21 protein-coding genes and 1 tRNA gene are annotated in these 23,310 nt (G+C 73.7%); 8 read left to right on the forward strand and 14 right to left on the reverse strand.

From position 1 onward, the window contains the following. Positions 1-124 precede the first annotated feature (124 nt). Positions 125-2,665 (forward strand): SCO7613 C-terminal domain-containing membrane protein, encoded by a 2,541-nt coding sequence (locus QE405_RS13940; protein WP_307201703.1) that lies wholly within the window; start codon positions 125-127, stop codon positions 2,663-2,665. 127 nt (positions 2,666-2,792) lie between these two features. Then, on the forward strand, positions 2,793-3,896 hold the full coding sequence (locus QE405_RS13945) for a Glu/Leu/Phe/Val family dehydrogenase (protein ID WP_307201705.1): 1,104 nt from the start codon (positions 2,793-2,795) through the stop codon (positions 3,894-3,896). Positions 3,897-3,956: 60 nt separating this feature from the next. On the opposite strand, the gene QE405_RS13950 is transcribed toward QE405_RS13945, so the two are convergent. Together QE405_RS13950 and QE405_RS13955 are read right to left on the reverse strand one after the other, a co-directional pair. After that, entirely contained in the window at positions 3,957-4,136 is a 180-nt protein-coding gene (locus QE405_RS13950) for a DUF3073 domain-containing protein (protein ID WP_307201707.1), read from the reverse strand. A gap of 166 nt (positions 4,137-4,302) precedes the next feature. Beyond that, positions 4,303-4,761 (reverse strand): GatB/YqeY domain-containing protein, encoded by a 459-nt coding sequence (locus tag QE405_RS13955; RefSeq protein ID WP_307201709.1) that lies wholly within the window; start codon positions 4,759-4,761, stop codon positions 4,303-4,305. A 26-nt stretch (positions 4,762-4,787) separates the two neighbouring features. On the opposite strand from QE405_RS13955, the gene QE405_RS13960 reads away from it, so the two are divergent. From QE405_RS13960 to QE405_RS13970, 3 genes are all read left to right on the forward strand, one after another. Further along, complete coding sequence (locus QE405_RS13960) at positions 4,788-5,786, forward strand: metallophosphoesterase (RefSeq protein ID WP_373459466.1); 999 nt, start codon at positions 4,788-4,790, stop codon at positions 5,784-5,786. A 69-nt stretch (positions 5,787-5,855) separates the two neighbouring features. Beyond that, positions 5,856-5,929, forward strand: a tRNA-Pro gene (locus QE405_RS13965). A gap of 93 nt (positions 5,930-6,022) precedes the next feature. Continuing rightward, a complete protein-coding gene (locus QE405_RS13970; RefSeq protein ID WP_307201711.1) occupies positions 6,023-7,213 on the forward strand; it encodes a hypothetical protein in 1,191 nt (396 codons plus the stop codon). A gap of 358 nt (positions 7,214-7,571) precedes the next feature. Here QE405_RS13970 and fbaA read toward each other — a convergent pair whose 3' ends face one another. The 3 genes from fbaA to QE405_RS13985 form a co-directional block, all read right to left on the reverse strand. Further along, complete coding sequence (gene fbaA, locus QE405_RS13975) at positions 7,572-8,606, reverse strand: class II fructose-bisphosphate aldolase (protein WP_307201712.1); 1,035 nt, start codon at positions 8,604-8,606, stop codon at positions 7,572-7,574. A gap of 91 nt (positions 8,607-8,697) precedes the next feature. Continuing rightward, positions 8,698-9,780, reverse strand: a complete 1,083-nt coding sequence (locus QE405_RS13980; RefSeq protein WP_307201713.1) for a magnesium and cobalt transport protein CorA — start codon at positions 9,778-9,780, stop codon at positions 8,698-8,700. A gap of 152 nt (positions 9,781-9,932) precedes the next feature. Then, entirely contained in the window at positions 9,933-10,370 is a 438-nt protein-coding gene (locus QE405_RS13985) for an Hsp20/alpha crystallin family protein (RefSeq protein ID WP_307205881.1), read from the reverse strand. A gap of 126 nt (positions 10,371-10,496) precedes the next feature. Here QE405_RS13985 and QE405_RS13990 point away from each other — a divergent pair, with 126 nt between their 5' ends. Beyond that, entirely contained in the window at positions 10,497-10,781 is a 285-nt protein-coding gene (locus QE405_RS13990; protein ID WP_307201715.1) for a MerR family transcriptional regulator, read from the forward strand. A 10-nt stretch (positions 10,782-10,791) separates the two neighbouring features. Here QE405_RS13990 and QE405_RS13995 read toward each other — a convergent pair whose 3' ends face one another. The 8 genes from QE405_RS13995 to QE405_RS14030 all read right to left on the reverse strand — a co-directional run bounded on the left by QE405_RS13995 (position 10,792) and on the right by QE405_RS14030 (position 17,440). Beyond that, positions 10,792-11,436: a TrmH family RNA methyltransferase gene (locus QE405_RS13995; RefSeq protein WP_307205884.1), complete on the reverse strand. Its 645-nt coding sequence runs from the start codon at positions 11,434-11,436 to the stop codon at positions 10,792-10,794. A gap of 41 nt (positions 11,437-11,477) precedes the next feature. After that, positions 11,478-12,200, reverse strand: a complete 723-nt coding sequence (locus QE405_RS14000) for a DedA family protein (RefSeq protein WP_307201717.1) — start codon at positions 12,198-12,200, stop codon at positions 11,478-11,480. A gap of 45 nt (positions 12,201-12,245) precedes the next feature. Continuing rightward, positions 12,246-12,800, reverse strand: coding sequence for an orotate phosphoribosyltransferase (gene pyrE / locus QE405_RS14005; protein ID WP_307201718.1), 555 nt, complete (start codon positions 12,798-12,800; stop codon positions 12,246-12,248). An 11-nt stretch (positions 12,801-12,811) separates the two neighbouring features. After that, complete coding sequence (gene thpR / locus QE405_RS14010; protein ID WP_307201720.1) at positions 12,812-13,375, reverse strand: RNA 2',3'-cyclic phosphodiesterase; 564 nt, start codon at positions 13,373-13,375, stop codon at positions 12,812-12,814. A gap of 134 nt (positions 13,376-13,509) precedes the next feature. Beyond that, a complete protein-coding gene (locus tag QE405_RS14015) occupies positions 13,510-14,373 on the reverse strand; it encodes a type IV toxin-antitoxin system AbiEi family antitoxin domain-containing protein (RefSeq protein WP_307201722.1) in 864 nt (287 codons plus the stop codon). Between the two features lie 201 nt (positions 14,374-14,574). Beyond that, positions 14,575-15,720, reverse strand: a complete 1,146-nt coding sequence (locus QE405_RS14020; protein WP_307201724.1) for an acyl-CoA dehydrogenase family protein — start codon at positions 15,718-15,720, stop codon at positions 14,575-14,577. A 73-nt stretch (positions 15,721-15,793) separates the two neighbouring features. Then, positions 15,794-16,843: a TlpA family protein disulfide reductase gene (locus tag QE405_RS14025; RefSeq protein ID WP_307201726.1), complete on the reverse strand. Its 1,050-nt coding sequence runs from the start codon at positions 16,841-16,843 to the stop codon at positions 15,794-15,796. Positions 16,844-16,927: 84 nt separating this feature from the next. After that, on the reverse strand, positions 16,928-17,440 hold the full coding sequence (locus QE405_RS14030; protein WP_307201728.1) for a hypothetical protein: 513 nt from the start codon (positions 17,438-17,440) through the stop codon (positions 16,928-16,930). 238 nt (positions 17,441-17,678) lie between these two features. Here QE405_RS14030 and glgX point away from each other — a divergent pair, with 238 nt between their 5' ends. Then, on the forward strand, positions 17,679-19,877 hold the full coding sequence (glgX, locus tag QE405_RS14035) for a glycogen debranching protein GlgX (RefSeq protein ID WP_307201730.1): 2,199 nt from the start codon (positions 17,679-17,681) through the stop codon (positions 19,875-19,877). A gap of 59 nt (positions 19,878-19,936) precedes the next feature. Here the strand turns inward: glgX and QE405_RS14040 are convergent, their stop codons facing one another. After that, positions 19,937-20,668, reverse strand: a complete 732-nt coding sequence (locus tag QE405_RS14040; protein ID WP_307201732.1) for a hypothetical protein — start codon at positions 20,666-20,668, stop codon at positions 19,937-19,939. Between the two features lie 171 nt (positions 20,669-20,839). Between QE405_RS14040 and treY the strand changes: the two genes are divergently transcribed. Next, positions 20,840-23,203 carry a malto-oligosyltrehalose synthase gene (gene treY, locus QE405_RS14045; RefSeq protein WP_307201733.1) on the forward strand — a complete coding sequence of 788 codons (2,364 nt, stop codon included), beginning with the start codon at positions 20,840-20,842 and terminating at the stop codon, positions 23,201-23,203. The last annotated feature ends 107 nt before the right edge of the window (positions 23,204-23,310 follow it).

Here is a 23,310-nt window from a genome sequence, read left to right on the forward strand (position 1 = left end):
GCGCCCCGTGCGCCGCGGAGCGCCCACCCTACGGCCGACGCACCAACGACCGAGTACCCGTACTCACCCCACCTGAGTCGCCCGGTCGTCGTGCGGAGCGCCCGTCCACGGCGGAATAGGAGGCATGCTCTTCGCCGACCGCACCTGCTGCCCCGACTGCCGTTCCGCGCTCGTCGCCGGGCGCGACGAGTGCCCCCGCTGCGCGATCCGCCTCACCGGCGAGGTCGCCTGGCAGCTGTTCGCCACGCTCGAGCGGGCCGACCGGCTGGTCCTCCGCCTCCGCGCCGAGGCCCGCTCCCGCGCGGCGGCTCCCGTCGCGGCTCCCGTCACCGTTCCCGTCAGTGCTCCGGCCACCGCTCCCGCCCCGCGTACGACGCCGATGACGGCCGGGCTCGCGGCGTACCCGCGCCCGGCGGGTGCGGTCCCGACGCCCGCGGCGGGCGCCGCGCCGCAGCGGGGCATGCTCGAGTCGGGCGTGCCGAAGCTGCTGCTGGGGCTCGGCGCCGCCTGCCTCCTCGTGGGGGCACTGGTGTTCCTCGCGGTGGCGTGGGTGCTCATGGGCGTCGAGGGGCGCACAGCGGTGCTCGTCGGGACCACGGTGGGCGCCGGCGCGCTCACCGCCGTCCTGGCCCGCCGCGGGCTGCCGGCAGCGAGCGAGGCGCTGGCCGCGGTCACCTCCGGCCTCACCCTCCTGGCGTGCGTCGGCGCGGATGCCGCCGGCTGGCTCGGCAACCCCCCGGACGGCGTGCTGCCGGCCCAGGTCGGCGCGGTGCTGGGAGCGCTGGGGGCGGCGCTGGCGCTCGGCGCGCGGCGTACGCCGCTGGGTCGCCTCCTCACCGGCGAGGTGGTCGTGGTGCTGGGGGCGGTGCTCGTGGCCATCGGCACCACGATCGCCGCGCCCACCGCGGAGCTCGGCCTCGTCATCGGGACGCTCCTCCTCGGCGCGCTCGCCCTGGTCGCGCAGCTCGGCGGGTTCCGCCTCCTGCCGCCGCTGGCCGCCGGCTGCGCCGGACTCGCCTGGCTGGCGCTCGCCGGTGCCGGTCTCGGGCGGGCCGTCACCGACGTCTCCGTGACCGCGCTCTGGGGTCGCGCCGAGGTGTGGCCGTTGCTCGCCGCCGTCCTCCTCGCCCTCGCCGCGGCAGCCGTCCCGCTCCTCCCCCGCCCCCTCCGGGCGACGGCACTCGGCGCCGGTGGCGCCACCCTCGCCCCCGCCCTCCTGCTGCCGCTCCACGACGTCTCGCTCGACGCCGGCGTCGTCGGCTGGTCGCTCCTGCTGCTGCTCGTCGCGGCGGCCGCTCCGCTCGTCCCGGCCGGCTGGCGGGCGGCCCTCACCGGCCCGGGCGCCATCGCCGTCCTCGTCCCCCTCGTCGCCCTCGTCGACGTGCTGGGCCGGGCCACCGACGCCGCCCTGACCCCGCGGGGCGACCTCCGCCTCACCGGCGCCGCGACCCTCCTGACCCACCCGTGGCTGGCCCTCCTCGCCGCCGCGGCCCTGACCGCCGCCCTCGGGGCGGTGCTCGACCAGCACGCCCCCGCGTCACGCGGGGACCGCGGGGGCGTGCTGCGGTCGACGGCCTTCCTCGCGTCGGTCGCCGGCCTCCTCGCGGCGACCGGGGTGGCGGTGACGGCGACCTACGCCGTGCCGCTCGCCCTGGTCGTCGCCGAGCTCCTCGTCGCGGCGGTGGCCGCGGCCGCGCTCGCCACCCCGGCCGCACTGCGTCACCACCGGCAGGCCGCGACGACCGGCGCTGGCGCCGCCCTCGTGGCCGCGCTCGGCGCGGTCGTCGTCGCGACCCCCAGCGCGGGGCTCCAGGCCCTCGCCCTCGTCGTGCTGGTCGGCATCGCCGGCGGTGCCGCCGCCCTGCTCCGCAGCGGCCTCGGCACCCTCGCCCTCACGCTCCTCGCCCCGGCCTCCGCCCTCCTGGTGGTGGACCTGGGCCGCGTCACCGCCCAGCCCACCGAGCCGGTGCTGGCGGTCGCCCTCGCCGTGGTCGGCCTGCTGCTCGTCGCCGTCGCCCGACCCGCCAACGAGCTGGCCGCCGCCGTCGTGGCCGCGGTGCTGACGTCCGCGGTCGCGGCCGGCGCCGACCCGCTGACCTGGCTGGCCGTGCACCTCACCGTCGCGGGGACCGCGGCCGCCGTCGCGGCCCTCGTGCGGCCGACGCGGCGCCCTCTCGCCTGGGTCGGCGGGGCGCTGCTCGTGGTCGCCTCGTGGGTGCGGCTCGCCGACACGGGCATCACCGTCGCCGAGGCCTACACCCTGCCGGCGGCCCTCGTGCTCCTGACGGTCGGCGTCGTGGCCCTGCTGCGCGACCCGCGCCGACGGACCACCCCGATGCTCCTCAGCGGACTGGCCCTGGCGCTCGGTCCGAGCACCCTGCTGGCGCTCGACGAGCCGGCCACGCTGCGTGGCCTGCTGGTGGCGCTCGCCAGCCTGGCCCTGGTGCTCGGCGGGGCGTCGCTCCGCTGGAGCGCTCCCCTCGTGGCCGGCTCCGTCGCCGGCGCCCTCCTCCTGCTGCGCGCGCTCGCGCCGTACGCCGCGGAGCTGCCGCCGTACGTCGTGATGATCGCCGCCGGGGCGCTGCTCGTGACGGTCGGCGTGACGTGGGAGGACCGGTTGGCCTCGCTGCGTCGCGGGCGGCGGTACGTCGCACGCCTGCGGTGAGGCCACGGGTCGCGCCTCGGGTCTCCCCCGGGGCCCTCGCGTCATAGGCTGGGTGTCGCCCGCGCCACACCCCCGCGTGGGCGGCCCCGCGTCGCCCACCCGCGCGACGCCCGACGACAGGAGCGCCATGAGCACCACCCCCTCCGCGAGCCCCTCGACCGACGTGTTCGAGCTCGCCGCCGGCCACGAGCAGGTCGTGTTCGCCAACGACCCCGCGACGGGTCTCCGCGCGATCGTCGCGGTGCACTCCACCGCGCTCGGCCCGGGCCTCGGCGGCACCCGCTTCCACCCCTACGCCTCGACCGCGGACGCGCTGCGCGACGTGCTCGACCTGTCGCGCGGGATGTCCTACAAGGCGGCGCTGGCCGGCCTCGACCTCGGTGGCGGCAAGGCGGTCATCATCGGCGACCCCCGTCGCGACAAGTCGGAGGCGCTGCTGCGGGCCTACGGACGCTTCGTGCAGTCGCTCGGCGGCCGCTACCTCACCGCCTGCGACGTGGGCACCTACTCGGTCGACATGGACCACGTCGCTCGCGAGTGCGACTACGTCACCGGCCGCACCGTCGCCCACGGCGGCGCCGGCGACAGCTCGGTGCTGACGGCCTACGGCGTGTTCCAGGGGATGCGGGCCGCCGCCCAGCGGCTCTGGGGCGAGCCCACGCTGGCGGGCCGCACCGTCGGCGTCGCGGGCGTCGGCAAGGTCGGGCGCCACCTCGTCGGCCTGCTGCGGGAGGACGGCGCCGACGTCGTCGTCACCGACGTCTACGCGCCCGCCGTGGCGGGCGTCCTCGCGGACCACCCCGCCGGCGTACGCGCGGTCGGGTCCACCGAGGAGCTCGTGCGGGAGGACCTCGACGTCTACGCGCCGTGCGCCCTGGGCGGCGCGCTCGACGACGAGACCATCGGCGTGCTCAAGGCGCGCGTCGTCTGCGGCGCCGCGAACAACCAGCTCCCCCGGCCCGACTCGGCCGACCGCGTCGCCGATGCCGGCATCCTCTACGCGCCCGACTACTGCGTGAACGCCGGTGGGCTCATCCAGGTCGCCGACGAGCGCGAGGGCTTCTCCTTCGAGCGCGCGAAGCAGCGGGCGTCGGGGATCTTCGACACCACGGCAGCGGTGTTCGACCTGGCCGAGAAGGACCAGGTCACCCCGGCCGTCGCCGCCGACCGGCTCGCGGAGCAGCGGATGCGCGACGTCGGTCGCCTGCGCGGCATCTGGCTCGGCGCCTGAGGCACGCAAGAGACGGCACCCCCGGGCTCGACGAGCCCGGGGGTGCCGTTCTACAAGACGTCAATCACGAGGTGGGCGGTAGTCGGCCCAGTCGCCGAAGTCATCCGACTCGGTCGTGTCGTCGTCGTCGCTACCGCCATGCAGCTCCCGCGCGAGAGCACCGAGATCGGTGTCGTGCGTGCGGTACTTCAGGTCGCGTGCGACCTTCGCCTGCTTGGCCTTTGCTCGGCCGCGCCCCATAGGGTCGACCCCCTCGCGCTTGGCCGGGGCTCGGAGGCACCCGGACTAGTTGTCTGTGTCGTGGGGGCAACGCTACCTGTTCGGTGGTCGTTCCCGCACACTCGCCGGCACTTTGGACGTACGCCCTCGGCGAAACCGGCTCCCGGGCGGGGTGGGGCGGCCCTCGTCAGCCCAGCTGGCGACGCACCTCGGCCGCGACCGCGGCACCGTCGGCACGGCCCTTGACCTGCGGCTGGACCACTCCCATGACCTTGCCCATGGCACGCATCCCCTCGCCGGCGGCGCCGGTCTGCTCGATCGCGGCCGTGACGATCGCCTCGATCTCGGCGTCGCTCAGCCCCTCGGGCAGGTAGGCCGCGATGACCTCCGCCTCGGCCCGCTCCTTCTCCGCGCTCTCGGCGCGACCGCCCTCGGCGAAGGCGGTCGCCGCCTCGCGACGCTTCTTCGCCTCCTTCTCGAGGATCCCGAGCACGTCGGCGTCGTCGAGCTCCCGCTGCTCCTTGCCGGAGACCTCCGCGTTGGTGACGGCGGTCAGCACCATCCGCAGCGTCGAGGCGCGCAGCTGCTCGCGGGCCTTCATGGCGGTGGTGAGGTCGGCGCGGAGACGGTCCTTCAGGGTGCTCATGGGACCGATTGTGGCAGCCTGTCGGGGTGTCGCCCACCGCATTCCCCCGCCACCCGTCCCGCCCCTCCGACTCCGGGCGGCTCGCGCGACGGGTCGGCCGCGACGCCGCGCGCCTCGTCGCCGGCGGAGCGGTGGCCGGTGCGGCGACCGTGGCGTACGCCGCGTGGGAGGCCCGCCGCTACACCCTGCGCGAGGTGGACCTGCCGATCCTCCCGCCGGGCACGCCGCCCCTGCGGGCGCTGCACCTCTCCGACGTCCACCTCGTGCCGACGCAGGCCCGGAAGATCGCGTGGCTGCGGGACCTCGCCAGCCTGCGGCCCGACCTGGTGATCGACACCGGTGACAACCTGGCGCACCCCGACGCCGTACCGGCCCTCCTCGACGCGCTCGGCGGGCTCCTCGACGTGCCAGGGGTGCACGTGCTCGGGTCCAACGACTACTTCGCGCCGTCGCGCCGCAACCCGCTGCGCTACCTCGCGCCCGACGACGGCCAGCGCAACACCCACACGCCCGAGCTGCCCTGGCGCACCCTCAAGGCGGAGCTCGCCCGCGCCGGGTGGCGCGACCTCACCAACCGGCGCGACGTCCTCGACGTGCGCGGTGTGCGACTCGTGCTCGGGGGCCTCGACGACCCGCACCTCGGGTACGACGACCTCGGCGCCATCGCCGGTCCCGCCCGCACCGGGCTCGGCGCGGACGCCGACGTCGCGCTGGGGGTCGTGCACGCGCCGTACCTCCGGGTGCTCGACCAGATGGCCCGGGACGGGTACGACGCGGTGATCGCCGGCCACACCCACGGGGGCCAGGTGTGCCTGCCGTTCGTCGGCGCGCTCACCACCAACTGCGACCTCGAGCCCGCACGGGCGAAGGGGCTGCACCGGCACCCCGCCGACTCCGCGCCGGGCGACCCGGGGTCGAGCTGGCTGCACGTGTCGGCGGGCCTCGGCACGGCGCCGTCCATGCGGGTGCGCACCTTCTGCCGGCCGGAGGCGACCCTCCTGACGCTGACGCCGACGACCGCCTGACACCCGATTGGGAGGACCGTCCGGGGCTCGGCTATGCTCACGACCGCTCGTGTGCCGGAAGGCCACGATCGGGCTGTGGCGCAGCTTGGTAGCGCGCCTCGTTCGGGACGAGGAGGCCGCAGGTTCAAATCCTGTCAGCCCGACAGACGGACGGCCGGACCCACGGGTCCGGCCGTCCTGCATTTCCGGCCCACGATCCCGGATCACCCGGCCGCTCGCGTGACAGACTTCCGCCCATGGCGAAGAAGGACGACCGCTCGCAGGAGGAGCTCGACGCGCTCGAGCAGGCCCTCCAGCTCCCCTCCTTCGGTCGGCGCCGTCGGCGGAAGGCGGAGCCGGCGGCCCCGGTGGTCGAGGAGCCGGTGGTCGAGGAGCCGGTCGTCGAGCCGGTCGTCGAGCCGGTCGTCGAGCCGGAGCCGGTCGTCGAGCCGGAGCCGGTCGTCGAGCCGGTCGTCGAGCCGGAGCCCGAGCCGGTCGTCGAGCCGGAGCCAGAGCCGGTGGTCGCTCCGGAGCCGGTCGCCGCGCCCGAGCCCGAGCCCGAGCCCGAGCCGGTGGTCCCCCCGGCGCCCGTCGACCCGCCGCCGGCCAGTCCCGTCTCGCCCGCGGCCGAGCGCGCGTCGCAGGCGAGGGCGACGCTCTCCGGCGTGCGCCAGCGCGCCGGATCCGTCGGCGGCACCTTGAGCGAGCGTCTCGCCGCGCGCCGCCGGTCGTCGCGCCCCCCGGAGCCCGAGCCCCTGGCGCCCGAGCCCGATGCGCCCGAGGTCGAGGAGCCCCCGACCGCGACGCTCCCCGTGGCCGCTCCCGCCCCGGAAGCGCCTCCGGCGCCGGAGCCCGAGGTCGCCGAACCCGCCCACGCCCCCGAGCTCTACCCCGAACCCGAGCCCGTCACCGAGACCGTCACCGAGCCCACGCCGGAACCGGAGGCGGAGCAGGCGGCCGCACCACCCGCCGTACCGGAGGAGCCCACGGAGAAGCAGCCGTCACGAGCGGCGGCCCTGCTCGGGCGACTGCGGGACGTCGACCTGCCGCCGCTGCCCGAGACGGCCGCGGTCGTGGTCACGGGCGTGGCCGCCGGTGTCGTCCTGGTGCTCCTCGGCGGCCTCAGCCTGCAGCTCTGCTCGGTCGTGCAGGGGTCGGGCTCGTGCGGGGCGCCGATCATCCCCCTGCTCATCGCCGCCCTCGTCGTCGCCATGGTCGTCGGCACGCGTCTCCTGCGGGCCTGGGAGGTGGGCGATCCGGGCAGCACCAGCTTCCTGGCGGTCAGCCTCGCGGGGATGGTCGCGATCCTGTTCTTCCTGGGCTCGCTCTTCTCGTGGGCGATGGCGGTCATCCTGCCGGTGCTCTCGGCCGCGATGTTCCTGCTGGCGCACTTCCTCACGACCAAGCTGTCCGAGGGCGCCGAGGACGTGCATCCCCCCGGCCGCTAGCCCTCCAGCCCCGGGTCGTGGTGTGAGACCCACGGAAACCGCAGGCCTGGCACCACGACCACGGGGCGGCACCGCACCCGCGGAACATCCGACGCACCCGGTGGGTCGAGATCTACGGGCGGTACGACGCGACGCGCCCCCCGCCGTACCCCACCCGCCTCGTGGCCCCAGCGCCCCGTTTTCCGGCCCGCTGACACCACGACCCCCATCCCCGGGTCGTGGTGCAAGACCCACCGAAACCGCAGTCCTCAGACCGCGACCGCGGGGGCCGGCCCGGCAAGAGCCACCAACGAGCGACGCGGCGCCCACCGGCCGGAGCCGGGGACGCCGCGTCGTGTGCAGCAGAGGGAGCGGAGGGTCAGGCGCCCAGCGTCGTGCCCGCGGAGCTGAGGTGCTCGCAGGCCTCGACGATCCGCGCGGACATGCCGGCCTCGGCCGCCTTGCCCCACGCACGCGGGTCGTAGGCCTTCTTGTTGCCGACCTCGCCGTCGACCTTGAGCACGCCGGCGTAGTTGCTGAACATGTGGTCGACGACCGGGCGGGTGAACGCGTACTGCGTGTCGGTGTCGATGTTCATCTTGATGACGCCGTAGGACACCGCGTCCGCGATCTCCTGCGCGGTCGAGCCCGAGCCACCGTGGAAGACGAGGTCGAACGGCTTCGAGCCGGCCTCGAGGCCCAGCTTCTCCACCACGGCCTCCTGCGCCGACTTGAGGATCTCGGGGCGCAGCTTCACGTTGCCGGGCTTGTAGACGCCGTGCACGTTGCCGAAGGTCAGCGCGGTCAGGTAGCGGCCCTTCTCGCCGACACCGAGCGCCGCGACGGTCGCCAGCGCGTCCTCGGGGGTGGTGTAGAGGTGGTCGCCCAGACCGCCCTCGACGCCGTCCTCCTCGCCGCCCACGATGCCGATCTCGACCTCGAGCACGACCTTCGCCTCGGCGGAGAGGGCCAGGAGCTCCTCGGCGATGACGAGGTTCTCGTCGAGCGGCACGGCCGAGCCGTCCCACATGTGCGACTGGAACAGGGGCGCCTCGCCGCGCGCGACGCGCTCCTTCGAGATCGCCAGGAGGGGCCGGACGAAGCCGTCCAGCTTGTCCTTGGGGCAGTGGTCGGTGTGCAGCGCGATGTTGACCGGGTAGCTCTTCGCGACCTCGGCCGCGTAGGCGGCGAACGCGACGGAGCCGGTCACCATGTTCTTGATCGACGGGCCGGAGAGGTACTCCGCGCCGCCCGTCGAGATCTGGATGATGCCGTCGGAGCCCGCGTCCGCGAAGCCCTTGAGGGCGGCGTTGAGGGTCTGGGACGACGAGACGTTGATGGCCGGGTAGGCGAACGAACGGGCCTTGGCCGCGTCGAGCATCTCGGCGTACTTCTCCGGGGTGGCGATGGGCATCGTGCGCTCCTCGAGGGATCGGGTGGGATCGCGGGTCACCCTAGCGCCGGCGCGCGGCGCACGCGCGACGCGGGCTGGACCACACCCGACCTCAGAGCCAGCCGCGACGCCGGAAGACGAGGAAGAGCGCCAGCGCGACGAGCAGCATCAGCCCGAGGGCCATCGGGTAGCCGTAGCGCCAGTCGAGCTCGGGCATCTCCGCGAAGTTCATGCCGTAGACACCGCCGACGAGGGTCGGCGCGAACAGGATGGCGGCCCAGGAGGAGATCCGCTTGACCTCCTCGCTCTGGTCGATGCCGTGCTCGGAGAGCGCCTTCATCTCCTCGTTCTGCTGCTGCGCGACCAGGGTGGCGTTCACCGTGAGGATGTCGCGGAGCAGCTGACGGAACTCGTCGACCTGCTCGACCACGACGGTGAGGTGGTCGTCGACGTCGCGGAGGTAGCGCCGCAGCTCCTCGTCGACGCCGTACTTGCCGAAGCCGGCCGCCAGCCCCTTGACGACGGCGACGAGCGGCCGGGTCGCCCGCTGGAACTCGACCACCTCGCGGGTCAGCTCGTAGATGCGCCGCGAGACGGACGGCTCGCCGCGGAAGACCTCGTCCTCGATCTCGTCGATGTCGTTCTCCAGGCCCGCCACCACCGGCGCGTAGCCGTCGACGACGCGGTCGAGGATCGCGTAGAGCACCGCCTCCGGACCGAGCCGCAGCAGGTCCGGATCGCCCTCGAGGCGGTGCCGCACGGCGGCCAGGTCGGGCGCCTCGCTGTGGCGGACGCTGATGACGAAGTCGGGACCGACGAAGAGGTGCACCTCGCCGAACTCGACCTCCTCGCGCTCGTCGACGTAGCGCGCGGGACGCAGCACGACGAAGAGCGTGTCGTCGTAGCGCTCCAGCTTCGGTCGCTGGTGCGCCACCACCGCGTCCTCGACCGCGAGCTCGTGGAGGTCGAACTCGGCGGCGAGCGAGTCCAGCTCGTGGAGCTCGGGCCGGTAGAGCCCGATCCAGGCCGTGCCGTCGGGGTGCTCCCGCAGGGTGCGGTACGTCGCGGCGAGGCCCTCCGGGGACGCGACGCGCCGACCCTCGACGTACACGGCGCTGTCGATCACGCTGCGGCGGTGGCGCTCCGGCGGCGCGGTCGCCCCGGGCTCGACGGGCTCGAACGGACGACGGTTCACGGTGCACCTCCTCGGGACGGACACGCCACGGTACGACGCGTGGACGGCCACCGAGGGACGGGAGGGTGGCCGGTACGCGACGGGGCGCCCCCGCCGGTGACGGCGGGGGCGCCCCTCGATCGTCGGACCGGACCGGACCGGGCCGCGACGGGTCAGGCCTCGATCGCCCGCTCGACCGGGTCGCCGGCCTGGGTGACCGCGATCTTGCGCGGCTTGGCGCGCTCGGCGATCGGGACGACGAGCCGGAGCACGCCGTCGGCGTACCCCGCCTCGATGCGGTCGAGGTCGAGGTTGTCGCCCAGCACGAGCTGGCGGGTGAACGTGCCCCGCGTGCGCTCGTTGGCGAGCATCTCCCAGTCGCCGTTGCGGGCCACCCGCTCGGCCTTCACGGTGAGGACGTTGCGCTCGACGTCGAGGTCGATGCTGTCGGCGCTGACGCCCGGCAGGTCGAACTCGATGACGAAGCGGTCACCCTCGCGCCACGCGTCCATGGGCATCACCGCGGGCCGGTTGGTCGTGCCGGCCGGGCCGGTCAGCTGGGCCGCGAGACGGTCGAACTCGCGGAAGGGATCGATGGTTCGGAGCAGCATCACGGATTCCTCCTTCGGATCGACGATCACCGGGGCGGTGATCGTGGTGTTCACACACCACTTAATCTGACACCACCGTTATATATTCCATGCCGCACGGAGAATCAAGTGTGGGAGGATGCGTCGGTGGCACGACGACGGACGACCGGGGTGTTCGCCATCTCCGTGGCGGCGGACATGGTCGCGATGCAGGTGCAGAACCTGCGGGTCTACGAGCGCCGGGGCCTCCTGACGCCCGACCGCACGGCCGGCGGCACGCGGCTCTACAGCGAGGACGACATCGAGCGTCTCGAGCGCATCCGCGACCTCCTGGCCGAGGGCCTCAACATCGCCGGGGTCGCCCGCGTGCTCGCCCTGGAGGACGAGGTGGCGCGCCTGCACGCCGAGAACGCGCGGCTGCGCGAGGGCTAGCCGCGGCCGGTCAGCCCCGCCAGACCGGAGCGGCGTCGAGGTCGGCGTGGCTCCGCACCCAGGCGTGCATCGCGATGGCGGCGGCCGAGCTCGCGTTGATGGAGCGGGTCGAGCCGAACTGGGCGATCGAGAAGGTGCCGTCGCAGACCGCACGGGCCTGCTCGGAGAGCCCCGGCCCCTCCTGCCCGAAGAGGAAGCAGACGTCGTGGGGCACGGCCATCGTCTCGAGGTGGGCCGACCCCGGCAGGTTGTCGATGCCGAGCAGCCGCACGGGCGCCGGCAGGCCGTGCAGGTAGTCCGCCAGCTCCGGCACCGACGCGTGGTGGCGCACGTGCTGGTAGCGGTCCGTCACCATCGCCCCGCGGCGGTTCCAGCGACGGTTGCCGACGATGTGCACCTCGGCGGCGAGGAACGCGTTGGCCGTGCGCACGATCGTGCCGATGTTGAAGTCGTGCTGCCAGTTCTCGATGGCGACGTGGAACCCGTGGCGGCGGGTGTCGAGGTCCGCGACGATCGCCTCGAGGCGCCAGTAGCGGTACCGGTCGACCACGTTGCGCCGGTCGCCGTGCGCGAGCAGCTCCGGGTCGTAGTGCTCCCCCGGGGGCCACGGCCCCTCCCAGGGCCCCACCCCGACCTCGGCCGGGCCGTGGGGCATGGGGTCGTACGGCGCGCGCTCGCCCGCGTCGTGCCCCTCGCTCACGCCTCCTCGAGCGCGTCGGGGTCGTGGGGGTTGCGGTGGTGGCGCGAGCGGCGGATCTGTCGCACGCGGAGCACCACGAACCCGATGACGAACAGGACCACCGCGGCGAGCACGACCGTCTGCACGATGCCCATGTAGGGCTCGATGCGGTACCACTGGTCGCCGGCGAGGTACCCGGCCATCACCCACAGGGTGTTCCAGATCAGGCTGCCCAGCGTCGTGAGCACGACGAAGATCCCCACGGGCATCCGCTCGATGCCGGCCGGCACCGAGATGAGGCTCCGGAAGATCGGCAGCATCCGCCCGAAGAAGACCGCCTTGCGGCCGTGCTTGGCGAACCAGGCCTCCGTGCGCTCGAGGTCCTCGGTCTTGACCAGGGGCATCCGCTCCCAGATCCAGTACATGCGGTCACGGCCGAAGACGACGCCCAGGTAGTACAGCGCGATCGCCCCGACGACCGAGCCGACCGTCGTCCACAGGATCGCCTCGACGACGGTGAACTCGCCCTGCGCCGCCGTGAAGCCCGCGAGGGGCAGGATGACCTCGCTGGGCAGCGGCGGGAAGAGGTTCTCGAGCGCGATCGCGATCCCGGCGCCGACGGGACCGATCTTCTCCATGAGGTCCACGGCCCACCCGGCGAAGCCGGTCAGGTCGTGCGGGTCGTGGGAGTCGTTCGCGGCGAGCACGGTCAGGCCAGGCAGGATGCTGGTCGGGATCACCCGGTGAGGATAGCCAGCCGGGTCGTCCGCATCCCGGCGAGGCGGTCAGATGTCGAGCTCGGCCTTGCCCACGGCGTACCGGTAGGGCACGCCCTGCTCCTCGACCCGCTCCGCCGCCCCCGTGTCGCGGTCGACGATGACGGCGACGCCGACGACCTCCGCGCCCTCGGCGCGCAGCGCGGCGACGGCCTCGAGCACCGAACCGCCGGTGGTGGAGGTGTCGTCGACCGCCAGCACGCGGCGGCCCTTCACCGGCGGGCCCTCGATCAGCTTCTGCAGGCCGTGCACCTTCTGCGCCTTGCGCACGACGAAGGCGTCGAGCACGCGACCGTCGGCCGCCGCCTGGTGCAGCATCGCGGTCGCCACGGGGTCGGCGCCGAGCGTGAGGCCGCCGACCGCGTCGTACTCCCAGTCGGCGGTCAGCTCCAGCATCGTCCGGCCGATCGCCGGGGCGGCCGCCGCGTCGAGGGTGACGCGCCGCATGTCGACGTAGTAGTTCGCCGTCGCACCCGAGCTCAGCGTCACCTCGCCCCGCACGATGGCCTTCTCGTTGACCTGGGCGAGGACGGTCCGCTTCGCGGGGGAGTCAGGGGCGCTCATGGGCGCCCAGACTAGTGGCCGCCGAGGGGGACCGTGGCGAGCACCTCGTGCCGCGGGCGACGACCCGCGCCCTCGCCGAGGTGGGACGCCACGACGGCGACCTCGTCGACGGTCCAGGACGGGCCGGCGTAGCCGTCGAGCAGCTTCACCCAGTCGCTCAGCCGGGCGGGACGCCCCGACCTCGCCACCGTGACGTGCGGGCGGAACCGGGCACCGTCGACCGGCACGCCGGCGGTCGCGTACGCCGCCCGCGCCCCCCGCGCCAGTGCCTCCAGCTCCTCGTCGGCCGACGTCGGCGCACCCACCCACAGCACCTTGCCGGCGTCGGCGTGGGGGAACGCTCCCCCGCCGGCCAGGCGCAGCTCGAACGGCGTACGGCGCGCCGCCGCCCCCGCGGTCCGCTCGAGCACCTCGTCGAGGCGCCACTCCTCGACCTCGGCAGCGAAGGCGAGCGTGAGGTGGAACGCGTCGGCGCGCGTCCAGCGGAGGTCGGCCGCCGCGCGCCGTACGTCGAGGAAAGCGTCGAGGTGGTCCGCCACGTCGTCGGGCGGGAGGACGGCGGTGAAGAGGCGCATCACCGGCGAGCGTAGGGCCGGCCCGGCCGGGGCGCACCTGGGTTTCCGTCACGCCGGAGCGGAGAACGCGTAGCCCGAGCCGCCGAGGAGGGGGTCTGACAGCGCGTTCTCCGCCGAGTGAACAGGCCGCCGGCTCAGGCCGCCCGCTCGGCGTAGCGTGCGAGGCAGGTGATCACCCAGCCCGGGTCGTGCATGACCTGCCACCACGTGAAGCGCAGGACGGTCCACCCCGCCACCGTGAGCGCGGTGTAGCGCAGGCAGTCCGCCTGGAACGCCTCCTTGCTGCTGTGGAACTCCCACGAGTCGGCTTCGAGCACGAGCCGACGCCCGACGTCCACCACGTCGGGGCGCACGGTCGCCGGCGCGGTGCCCCGCGTCTCCGCGGGCAGCCCGATCGTCACCTGGGGGCGGACGTCCAGGCCCGCATCGACGGCGAGCGCACGCAGCCGGGACTCGAAGGGGTTGGCGGCGAGGCCCGACGCCAGCTCGGCCGCCCGGCGGGCCGCAGCCGCTCCCTTGCCCCGCACGGCGCGTGCGTCAGCGAGCAGGGTCGTCGGGTCGTAGCCGTGCCGGAGCGCCGAGTCGAGCACCGGGAGGGCGTCCCGCAGCGGGAGGCGTCGCGCGCAGTCGACGACGGTGAGGCGCTGGGAGGTCACGCGACCCGTCGTGGGATCGACCTCGCCCCAGATCGTGTCGGCGGCGACCGGTCGCACGTGGCCACCCGACGGGAGCTTCACGGTCGGGCGGTCCGGGAGCAGGGCGACCTCCCACCCGTGCGCCTGCGCAGCGTGGAGCAGGGCCACCTGCCCTCCACACTCGGCGGCGAGACGGAGCGCGCGGTCCACGTCGGGGAGGCGGTAGAGCCCGCGGCGCACGCGCACGATCTCGCCGGCGGCGACGGCGGCGGCGATGGCGCGAGGCCCGCAGGCGGCGATCTGGGCGCGGGTCGCCAGACCGCCGCAGCGGGCGACGCGCTCGGCAGGGCTGAGATCGGCCATGCGCTCAGCCTCGCCCGGACTCGACCCCTGTGCGATCGGTCATCCACAGGGGTGGGGAGGACGCGCCACGCGGAAAACAGGTGGCCCGAGCGGCCGAACCCGGCGTCTGGCGACGCGTTCTCCGCCGTTGTGAACAGAGCCTCCAGGAACGGCAAACGGCCCGCCCTCCCGGTGGGGAGGACGGGCCATGCACGCACCGGCTCAGAAGCCCAGGTCGCGCCCGATCAGCTCCTTCATGATCTCGTTCGAGCCCGCCCAGATCTTCGAGACGCGGGCGTCGCGCCAGGCGCGCGCCACGCGGTACTCGTTCATGAAGCCGTAGCCACCGTGCAGCTGGACGCAGTGGTCGAGCACGTCGTTCTGGATCTCGCTCGTCCACCACTTCGCCTTGGCGGCGTCGACCGGGGTGAGCTCTCCCTTCGCGTGGGCGACGACGCACTGGTCGAGGAACGCCTCGCTGACCTCGATCTTGGTGACGAGCTCCGCCAGCAGGAACTTGGAGTGCTGGAACTGACCGATGGACTGGCCGAACGCCTTGCGGTCCTTCGCGTACTGGATCGTCTCCAGCAGGATCTGCTTCGCGTGGGCGATGTTGGACACCGCGCAGCCGAGGCGCTCCTGCGGCAGCTTCTGCATCATGTGGATGAAGCCGCCGTCGAGCTCGCCGACGATGTGGTCGTCACCGAGCCGCACGTTCTCGAAGAACAGCTCGGCCGTGTCGGACTCGTCCTGGCCGACCTTGTCGAGCTTCCGGCCACGGCTGAAGCCTTCCGCCGCCGCGGGGATCGCGAACAGCGTGATGCCCCGCGCCTTCTTCTCCGGGCTGGTGCGGACGGCCGTCAGCACGATGTCCGCGGAGTAGCCGTTGGTGATGAACGTCTTGGAACCGTTGATGACCCACTCGTCGCCGTCGCGCACCGCGGTGGTCTTGAGCGCGGCCAGGTCCGAGCCGCCGGAGGGCTCGGTCATGCCGATCGCGAGGAGGATCTCGCCCGCGGCGACACCCGGGAGCCAGCGCTGCTTCTGCTCCTCGGTGCCGAGCGCGACGATGTAGGGCGCCGTGATGTCGGCGTGGATGCCCCAGCACGAGCCGAGCGCGGCGTTGACCTTGCTCAGCTCCTCGCCCATGACGGCGTTGAAGCGGTAGTCGCCGGCGCCCGCGCCGCCGTACTCCTCCGGGATCTCGAGACCGAGGAACCCCTGCTTGCCCGCCTCGAGCCAGAACTCGCGCGGGATTCCCTTCTTCTCGGCGTAGGTCTCCACCTCGGGGATGACCGAACGCTCCAGGAACTCCCGCACCGAGCTGCGGAACGCCTCGTGGTCCTCGTCGTAGATCTCACGCTTCACGAAACGTGAGGCTACCTACCGGTAACTCGGCTGTCATCAGCGGCGTCCGTGAGGCCCTCGTCACAGGATCTCGTCACAGGCCCTCGGCCCGGCGGCCGGCGTCCTCCACCGCGGTGACCGTGCCGGCGAGCAGGCCGAACACCTCGTCGACGCCCGCCGCCACCCGGGTGGCGATCCGGCCGTCGACCCCGACGAGGACGGCGGCGGGCGTCCCCGGCACGCCGAGCGCCGCGGCCGTCCCACCGGCTCCGAGCGCGAGTATCGGCTCCAGCTCGGGGAAGTCGCGCAGTATCGCGTCCCGGTCCGCCGAGGTCACGACGAGGATCCGCGCACCCCGGCCGAGGGCGTCCTGCCAGGCCGGCAGCTCGGCCAGCACCTCGCGGCAGGTGCCGCACGTCGGGCTCGCCAGCACGAGGAGGAGGCCGCGCTCGCCCACGAGGTGCCGCAGGCTCCGCACCTGCCCGCCCGCCAGCACGACCTCGACGTCGGGGACCGGCGCACCGGTGCGGTCGGGGATGCCGTTCACGTCGACGGGGTACGCCGCGGCGCCGTCCTCGTCCGGCACCACGGGCCCGGCCGGCGGTGTCGCCACCCGGGCACGGGCGGCGGCCAGCGCCGTGGTCAGCACGAGCACGAGCCCGAGGAGCGCGGCACCGAGCAGCCCCAGGACGACGTCGGGCGTCGCCTCCCGGGCCACCGCCCGCACCAGCCCGCCCTCCCCCACGACGAGCGCGACGACGGCGAGCGCCGCGAGCCCGGCCGTGCGGACGACGGCCAACCCCGTCACGGGCTCGGTCGACCAGGCCCCGAAGCACCCGCAGGAAGCGCCGTCGGCCCGGCGGGCCGCCCGGGCGAGGACCACCGCGAACGCGGTCAGCAGGAGCACGGCACCGGAGGCGGCCACCGTGGCGGCCGGGTCCGGCAGCAGGAGCCCGACGGCGAGGGCGACCTCCGCGCCCGCGAGCACGTACGGCGCGGCCCACCACTCCCGCCACGACGCCGGCGCGAGGGATCTCCACCCGACGCGGGCCGCGTCGGGATCGCGCACCTTCGCGAACGCAGCGACCGCCAGCACCCCCACGAGGGTGCTGGCGGTCGCGACGTGCAGTGCGGCGCTCGGCATCTGTTCCCCTGACGTCGATCGCCCGCGGGACATCCGCGCTCGGAGACCGGACCGGGCGGCGTCAGTGTGCCGCCGGCGGCTCGGTCAGGCGCCGACCTGGCAGCCGAGCACGCCGGCGATGCCCGACTCGGCGTACCGCAGCTCCGCCGACGTCTTGGGGTTGCCCGTCGAGGTGAACCCCGTCGGGAGGGTGACGACAGCCGTGGTGACGGTCGCAGCGCTCACGTTGAGCAGGCGGTTGAGGGTGATCTTCTGGTTCGGGGGAAGCGCCGCCGTGAGGGCGTAGTTGCCGCCGCCGAGCTCGACGGCCCCGCTCGGGGCGCTGATGTTGACGGCCACGCCGTTGGTGGGGTTGATCGAGATGATGGTCCCGGCCGGGAGCGCGACGGCGCCGGCCGTGAGGTCGAAGCCCGAGTTGATGACGCCGTTGACCGTGCCGCAGTGCGCGGTGATGGCGAAGTAGCCGACGTCGGTCATCGACGACGCGAAGGCCGGCGCGGCGGACACGACGGCGACGGCCGGGACGGACCAGGCGGCGGTGCGGGTGACGGCGCGTCGGCTGACGAGGCGCCGTCCGTCGTTCTGGATGTCGGTCATGAGGCGCTCCCCTGACGGTGGGACGGTCGGTTCGAAGGTCGGGGAACCCCTCCCGACCTTCGGTGAGCATAAGCACTGTTCGGCCATACGTCTCTACTAATCCGCAACTTCAAGGGCTTGGACCTCAAGATTTGTCGAAGACAAGCTGGCGAAAGGGTGAGCCGGGCGGCGGGTGGGCACCCCATTTCGGGGCCCTGCCTCTAATGGGGCCGATACCGACGATCAGGGAGGGCACCTCGTGGAGGTCTGGCCAGGCACGGCGTACCCGCTGGGGGCGACGTTCGACGGAAGCGGCACCAACTTCGCACTGTTCAGCGAGGTGGCGGAGCGGGTGGAGCTCTGCCTCCTCGACCCCGACCCGGACGGGGAGGGCGGCTTCACCGAGACGCGCATCGAGCTCACCGAGGTGGACGCGTTCGTGTGGCACGCGTACCTGCCGACGGTGCAGCCCGGGCAGCACTACGGCTACCGGGTGCACGGCCCGTGGGACCCCTCGAACGGTCTGCGGTGCAACCCCGCCAAGCTGCTCCTCGACCCGTACGCGAAGGCGACGAGCCGCGACATCGACTGGGACCCGTCGCTGTTCTCCTACGTCTTCGGCGAGGAGGACACGCGCAACGACGACGACTCCGGGCCGCACATGATGCACAGCGTCGTCATCAACCCCTTCTTCGACTGGGAGGGCGACCGGCGTCCGCGCACGCCGTACGAGGAGAGCGTGATCTACGAGGCGCACGTCAAGGGCCTCACCCAGCTGCACCCCGACGTGCCCGAGGACATCCGCGGCACCTACGCGGCGCTCGCGCACCCCGCGGTCACCGAGCACCTCAGCAAGCTCGGCATCACGGCCATCGAGCTCATGCCGGTGCACCAGTTCGTGCAGGACAACACGCTGATCGAGAAGGGCCTCCGCAACTACTGGGGCTACAACACCATCGGGTTCTTCGCGCCCCACGCGTCCTACGCCGCCCACGGCGACGGGCAGCAGGTGCAGGAGTTCAAGTCCATGGTGAAGGCGATGCACGAGGCGGGCATCGAGGTCATCCTCGACGTGGTCTACAACCACACCGCCGAGGGCAACCACCTCGGGCCGACGCTCAGCTTCAAGGGCATCGACAACCCGGCGTACTACCGCCTGGTCGAGGACGACCAGCGCTACTACATGGACTACACGGGCACGGGCAACAGCCTCAACGTGCGCCACCCGCACTCGCTGCAGCTGATCATGGACTCGCTGCGCTACTGGGTCACGGAGATGCACGTCGACGGCTTCCGCTTCGACCTCGCCTCGACCCTGGCCCGCGAGTTCTACGACGTGGACCGGCTCGCGACGTTCTTCGAGCTCGTGCAGCAGGACCCGGTGGTGAGCCAGGTGAAGCTCATCGCCGAGCCGTGGGACGTGGGCCCCGGCGGCTACCAGGTCGGCGGGTTCCCCCCGCAGTGGACCGAGTGGAACGGCAAGTACCGCGACACGGTGCGGGACTTCTGGCGCGGCGAGCGGATCCTCGGCGACTTCGCGTCGCGGCTGGCGGGCTCCAGCGACCTCTACGAGAACTCCGGGCGGCGCCCGTTCGCAAGCATCAACTTCATCACCGCCCACGACGGCTTCACGATGCGGGACCTCGTGTCCTACAACGAGAAGCACAACGAGGCCAACGGTGAGGACGGCAACGACGGCGAGAGCCACAACCGGTCGTGGAACCACGGCGTCGAGGGCGAGACGGACGACCAGGACGTGCTCGCGCTGCGGGCCCGCGACCAGCGCAACCTCATCGCCACGCTGCTGCTCAGCCAGGGCGTGCCGATGCTGCTGCACGGCGACGAGCTGGGGCGCACGCAGGGCGGCAACAACAACACCTACGCCCAGGACTCCGAGATCGCCTGGGTGCACTGGGACGCCGCCGACCGGCCCCTGGTGGAGTTCACGGCCGCCGTCGCGCGGCTGCGGCGCGCGCACCCGACGTTCCGCCGCAAGCGCTTCTTCACCGGCAACACGGTGCGCACGCCGCTGCCCGGGGAGGAGGGCGACCGCCTCAACGACATCGTGTGGCTGCACCTCGACGGCCGCCCGATGGAGGACGGCGACTGGACCGACGGCGAGGGTGCCGCGGCCCAGGCGCTCGGCATGTACCTCAACGGGCGCGGCATCGCGGGCAAGGACCAGCGCGGCCAGACGATCGTCGACGACCACTTCCTGCTCTACTTCAACGCCGACGGCGACTGCACGGTGACGCTGCCGCCGGCGGAGTACGCCGAGGGCTGGGACGTCGTCATCGACACGGCGGGCAAGCTGGCCGACGACTCGACCCACGCGCCGGGCGCCGAGCTCCAGCTCGCCTCCCGCAGCGTCATCGTGCTGCGCGAGCAGCAGCCGGCGGACGAGACCGAGGTCGACCACTCGGTGGCCGCCAGCATCGCGGCGCTCGCCGACGACTGAGCGGACGCACGACGGCCCGGCACCCCTCGGGGTGCCGGGCCGTCGTCGCGTGGGGGGACTCAGCCCATGAGGGAGTTCAGGTCCACCACGTCGGCGTCGTCCGGGGCCTCGAACGAGACGTCCTCGTCGAAGTCGGTCAGGTCGAACGAGCCCTCGTCGCCACCGTCGACGCGCACCGCGTAGTGCGGCTCGTCGACCGCGACCCACAGGGTCGCCGGCGTCCCGTCGCTCTCGTGGTCGATGGCGATGGCCTCGACGCCGTCGATGTCCTCGACGTCGCCCTTGGTGGCCTCGCTGTTGTCGTCGTCGTCATCGTCGTCGGCGTCGTCGAAGAAGGACTCGATGGTGCAGAAGTCGTCGAAGCTGCCCTCTTCGTCGGTGATCCACTTGCCCTCGACCTGGCTGAGCAGCTGGTCCAGGGTGGCGTCGTCCATGCCGGCACCGCCGAGCTGGGCGCGCCAGAAGTCGGCGGTGGGGCGGTACCACCCCTCGTCGCCGATCTTCAGCACCTCGACGTCGCTGCCGTCGATCCCGACCGTGCCCTCGCAGCCGTCCGTGGCGAGCACGAGGTCGAGCGACGCCTCGGAGCCGTCGGACTGCATCTCACCGACGATGCGGAACGACGAGGCGTTCTTCGTCGCCTCCTCGGCGGCGTCCATGATCGCCTGCGCGTCCTGGTCGACGAACGACGAGGAGTCGCCGGAGTCGCCCGAGCCCTCGGAGTCGTCGGAGTCGCCGCCGCACCCGGCCAGCACGGTCGTCGCCATCACCGCGGTGCCCAGCAGCGCCACGCCGCGGCGCGCTCCTCGTCGCGTCGTGCCTCGCATCGTCAGTCGCATCGGTCGGTTCTCCCCACGTGGTCGTCGTCTCGGGTGGCCGCCACTGGGTACAGGCCCCGGCTGCCACCCCCACCCTAGGCTGAAGAGACCGCCCGCCCGGTCACCCCACCCCACGGAGATCCCTTGACCGCCACGCCGCCCGCTCGCGTCCCCACGAGCACCTACCGGCTCCAGATCACGTCCTCCTTCGACCTGTACGCCGCGGCCCGCGCGCTGCCGTACCTCCACGCCCTCGGCGTCGACTGGGTCTACCTCTCCCCCGTGCTCGCGGCCGAGCCGGGCAGCGACCACGGCTACGACGTCGTGGGCCACCACGGCATCGACGCCTCCCGCGGCGGCGCCGCGGGGCTCACCGCCCTCGCCGCCCGGGCGCGCTCGCTCGACATGGGCGTGCTCGTCGACGTCGTGCCCAACCACGTCGGGGTGGCGACGCCCGCGCAGAACGCCTGGTGGTGGTCGGTGCTGACGGCGGGCGAGGCGTCGCCGTACGCGAGCGCCTTCGACGTCGACTGGGCGGCCGGCGGCGGCCGGCTCCGCCTCCCGGTGGTCGGCGACGACGACCTGCTCCCCGACGGCGGGATCGGGAACCTGCGCGTGGTGGACGGCGAGCTGCGCTACCACGACCACCGCTTCCCGATCGCGCCCGGCACGCTCGTCGAGCGCGACGGTGGTGCGGACGCGCAGGCGACCCACGCGGCGCAGCACTACGAGCTGGTCGGCTGGCGCACCGCCGACGACCGCCTCAACTACCGGCGCTTCTTCGCGGTCAACACGCTCGCCGCGGTGCGGGTGGAGGACCGCCGCTGGTTCGACGCCACCCACGCGGAGATCGGCCGGTGGTTCGCGGAGGGCCTCGTCGACGGCCTCCGCGTCGACCACCCGGACGGGCTCCGCGACCCGGTGGGCTACCTCGAGGACCTCGCCGGGCTCACCGACGACGCCTACGTGCTCGTCGAGAAGATCCTCGAGCACGGCGAGCGGCTGCCCGACGGCTGGCGGACGGCCGGCACGACGGGGTACGACGCCATGGCGCTCGTCGACCGCGTGCTCGTCGACCCGGCCGGCCAGGAGCCGCTCGACGCGCTCGAGACCTCCCTGCGCGGCGCGCCCGTCGACTGGGAGCAGCTGGTGCACGACCGCAAGCGCGACGTCGCCGACGGGATCCTCGGCTCCGAGGTCCGCCGGATCTCCCGCGAGGTCGTCGGCGGCCCGGAGGCACCCGCGGAGGTCGTGGACGCCGTCGCCGAGCTGGTGACGACCATGCCCGTCTACCGCTCCTACCTGCCGGTCGGCCGCGAGCACCTCGACGAGGCGTTCGCCGCCGCCCGCGCGGCGCGGCCCGACCTCGCGGCCACGCTCGACGCCCTCGAGCCGGTGCTGGGCGACCCGGAGCACCCGGCGGCGGTGCGGTTCCAGCAGACCTCCGGCATGGTGATGGCGAAGGGTGTCGAGGACTGCGCGTTCTACCGCTCGTCCCGCCTCACCAGCCTCAACGAGGTCGGCGGCGACCCGTCGGTGTTCGCGGCGACCCCGGACGAGTTCCACGAAGCGATGCTCGAGCGCCAGGCCACCCGGCCGCACGCCATGAGCGCCGGCTCGACCCACGACACGAAGCGCGGCGAGGACGTGCGGGCCCGCATCAGCGTGCTCGCCGAGGTGCCGGACCTCTGGGCGGGGGCGCTCTCCGAGCTGCTCGAGGCCGTCCCGGTGCCCGACCCCGGGTTCGCCTCCCTGCTGTGGCAGGCGATCGTCGGCGCGTGGCCCGCGTCGTCGGGCACCGACTACCGCACGCGTCTCCACGGGTACGCCGAGAAGGCCATGCGCGAGGCCGGCGACGGCACGACGTGGACGGCACCCGACGAGGCCTACGAGGACGCGATGCACCGCTGCGTCGACGCCGCCTTCGACGACCCCCGCGTACGCCGCGTGCTCGCGACCCTGCTCGACACCGTCGTCGACCCCGGCTGGTCCAACGCGCTGGCCGCCAAGCTGCTGACGCTGACGATGCCGGGCGTGCCCGACGTCTACCAGGGCAGCGACCTGTGGGAGCAGTCGCTCGTCGACCCCGACAACCGTCGGCCGGTGGACCTCGACCTGCGGGCCGAGGTGCTCCCCGCCCTCCTCGGGGGCGTGACGCCCCCGCTCGTCGGCGGTCTGTCCGACTCGGGCGCCGTCAAGCTGCGCCTCGTGGCCACCGCCCTGCGGCTGCGCCGCGACGAGGCCCACCGCTTCACGGGCTACGCCCCGGTCGGGGCCACGGGCCCGGCGGCGGACCACGTCGTCGCCTACGACCGTGGCGGCGTCGTCGCCGTCGCCACCCGTCTCCCCGTCGGCCTGGAGCGCCGTGGCGGCTGGGGCGACACCGAGCTCGACCTGCCACCCGGTCGCTGGTTCGACCGCGTGGCCGCCCGACCGGTGACCGGCACCCGTGTCGCCGACCTGCTCGCGACGTACCCCGTCGCCCTGCTCACCCGGGAGGACTCGTGACCGACCGCCTCTTCTCCGTCTGGGCGCCGCGACCGCGCGCCGTGCGGCTCGTCGTCAGCGCCGGCGACCACGACGAGGTCGTGGACCTCGCGCAGGGCGCCGACGGC

Origin of the sequence: Nocardioides zeae, from assembly GCF_030818655.1 — a bacterium.
GTDB lineage: Bacteria > Actinomycetota > Actinomycetes > Propionibacteriales > Nocardioidaceae > Nocardioides > Nocardioides zeae_A.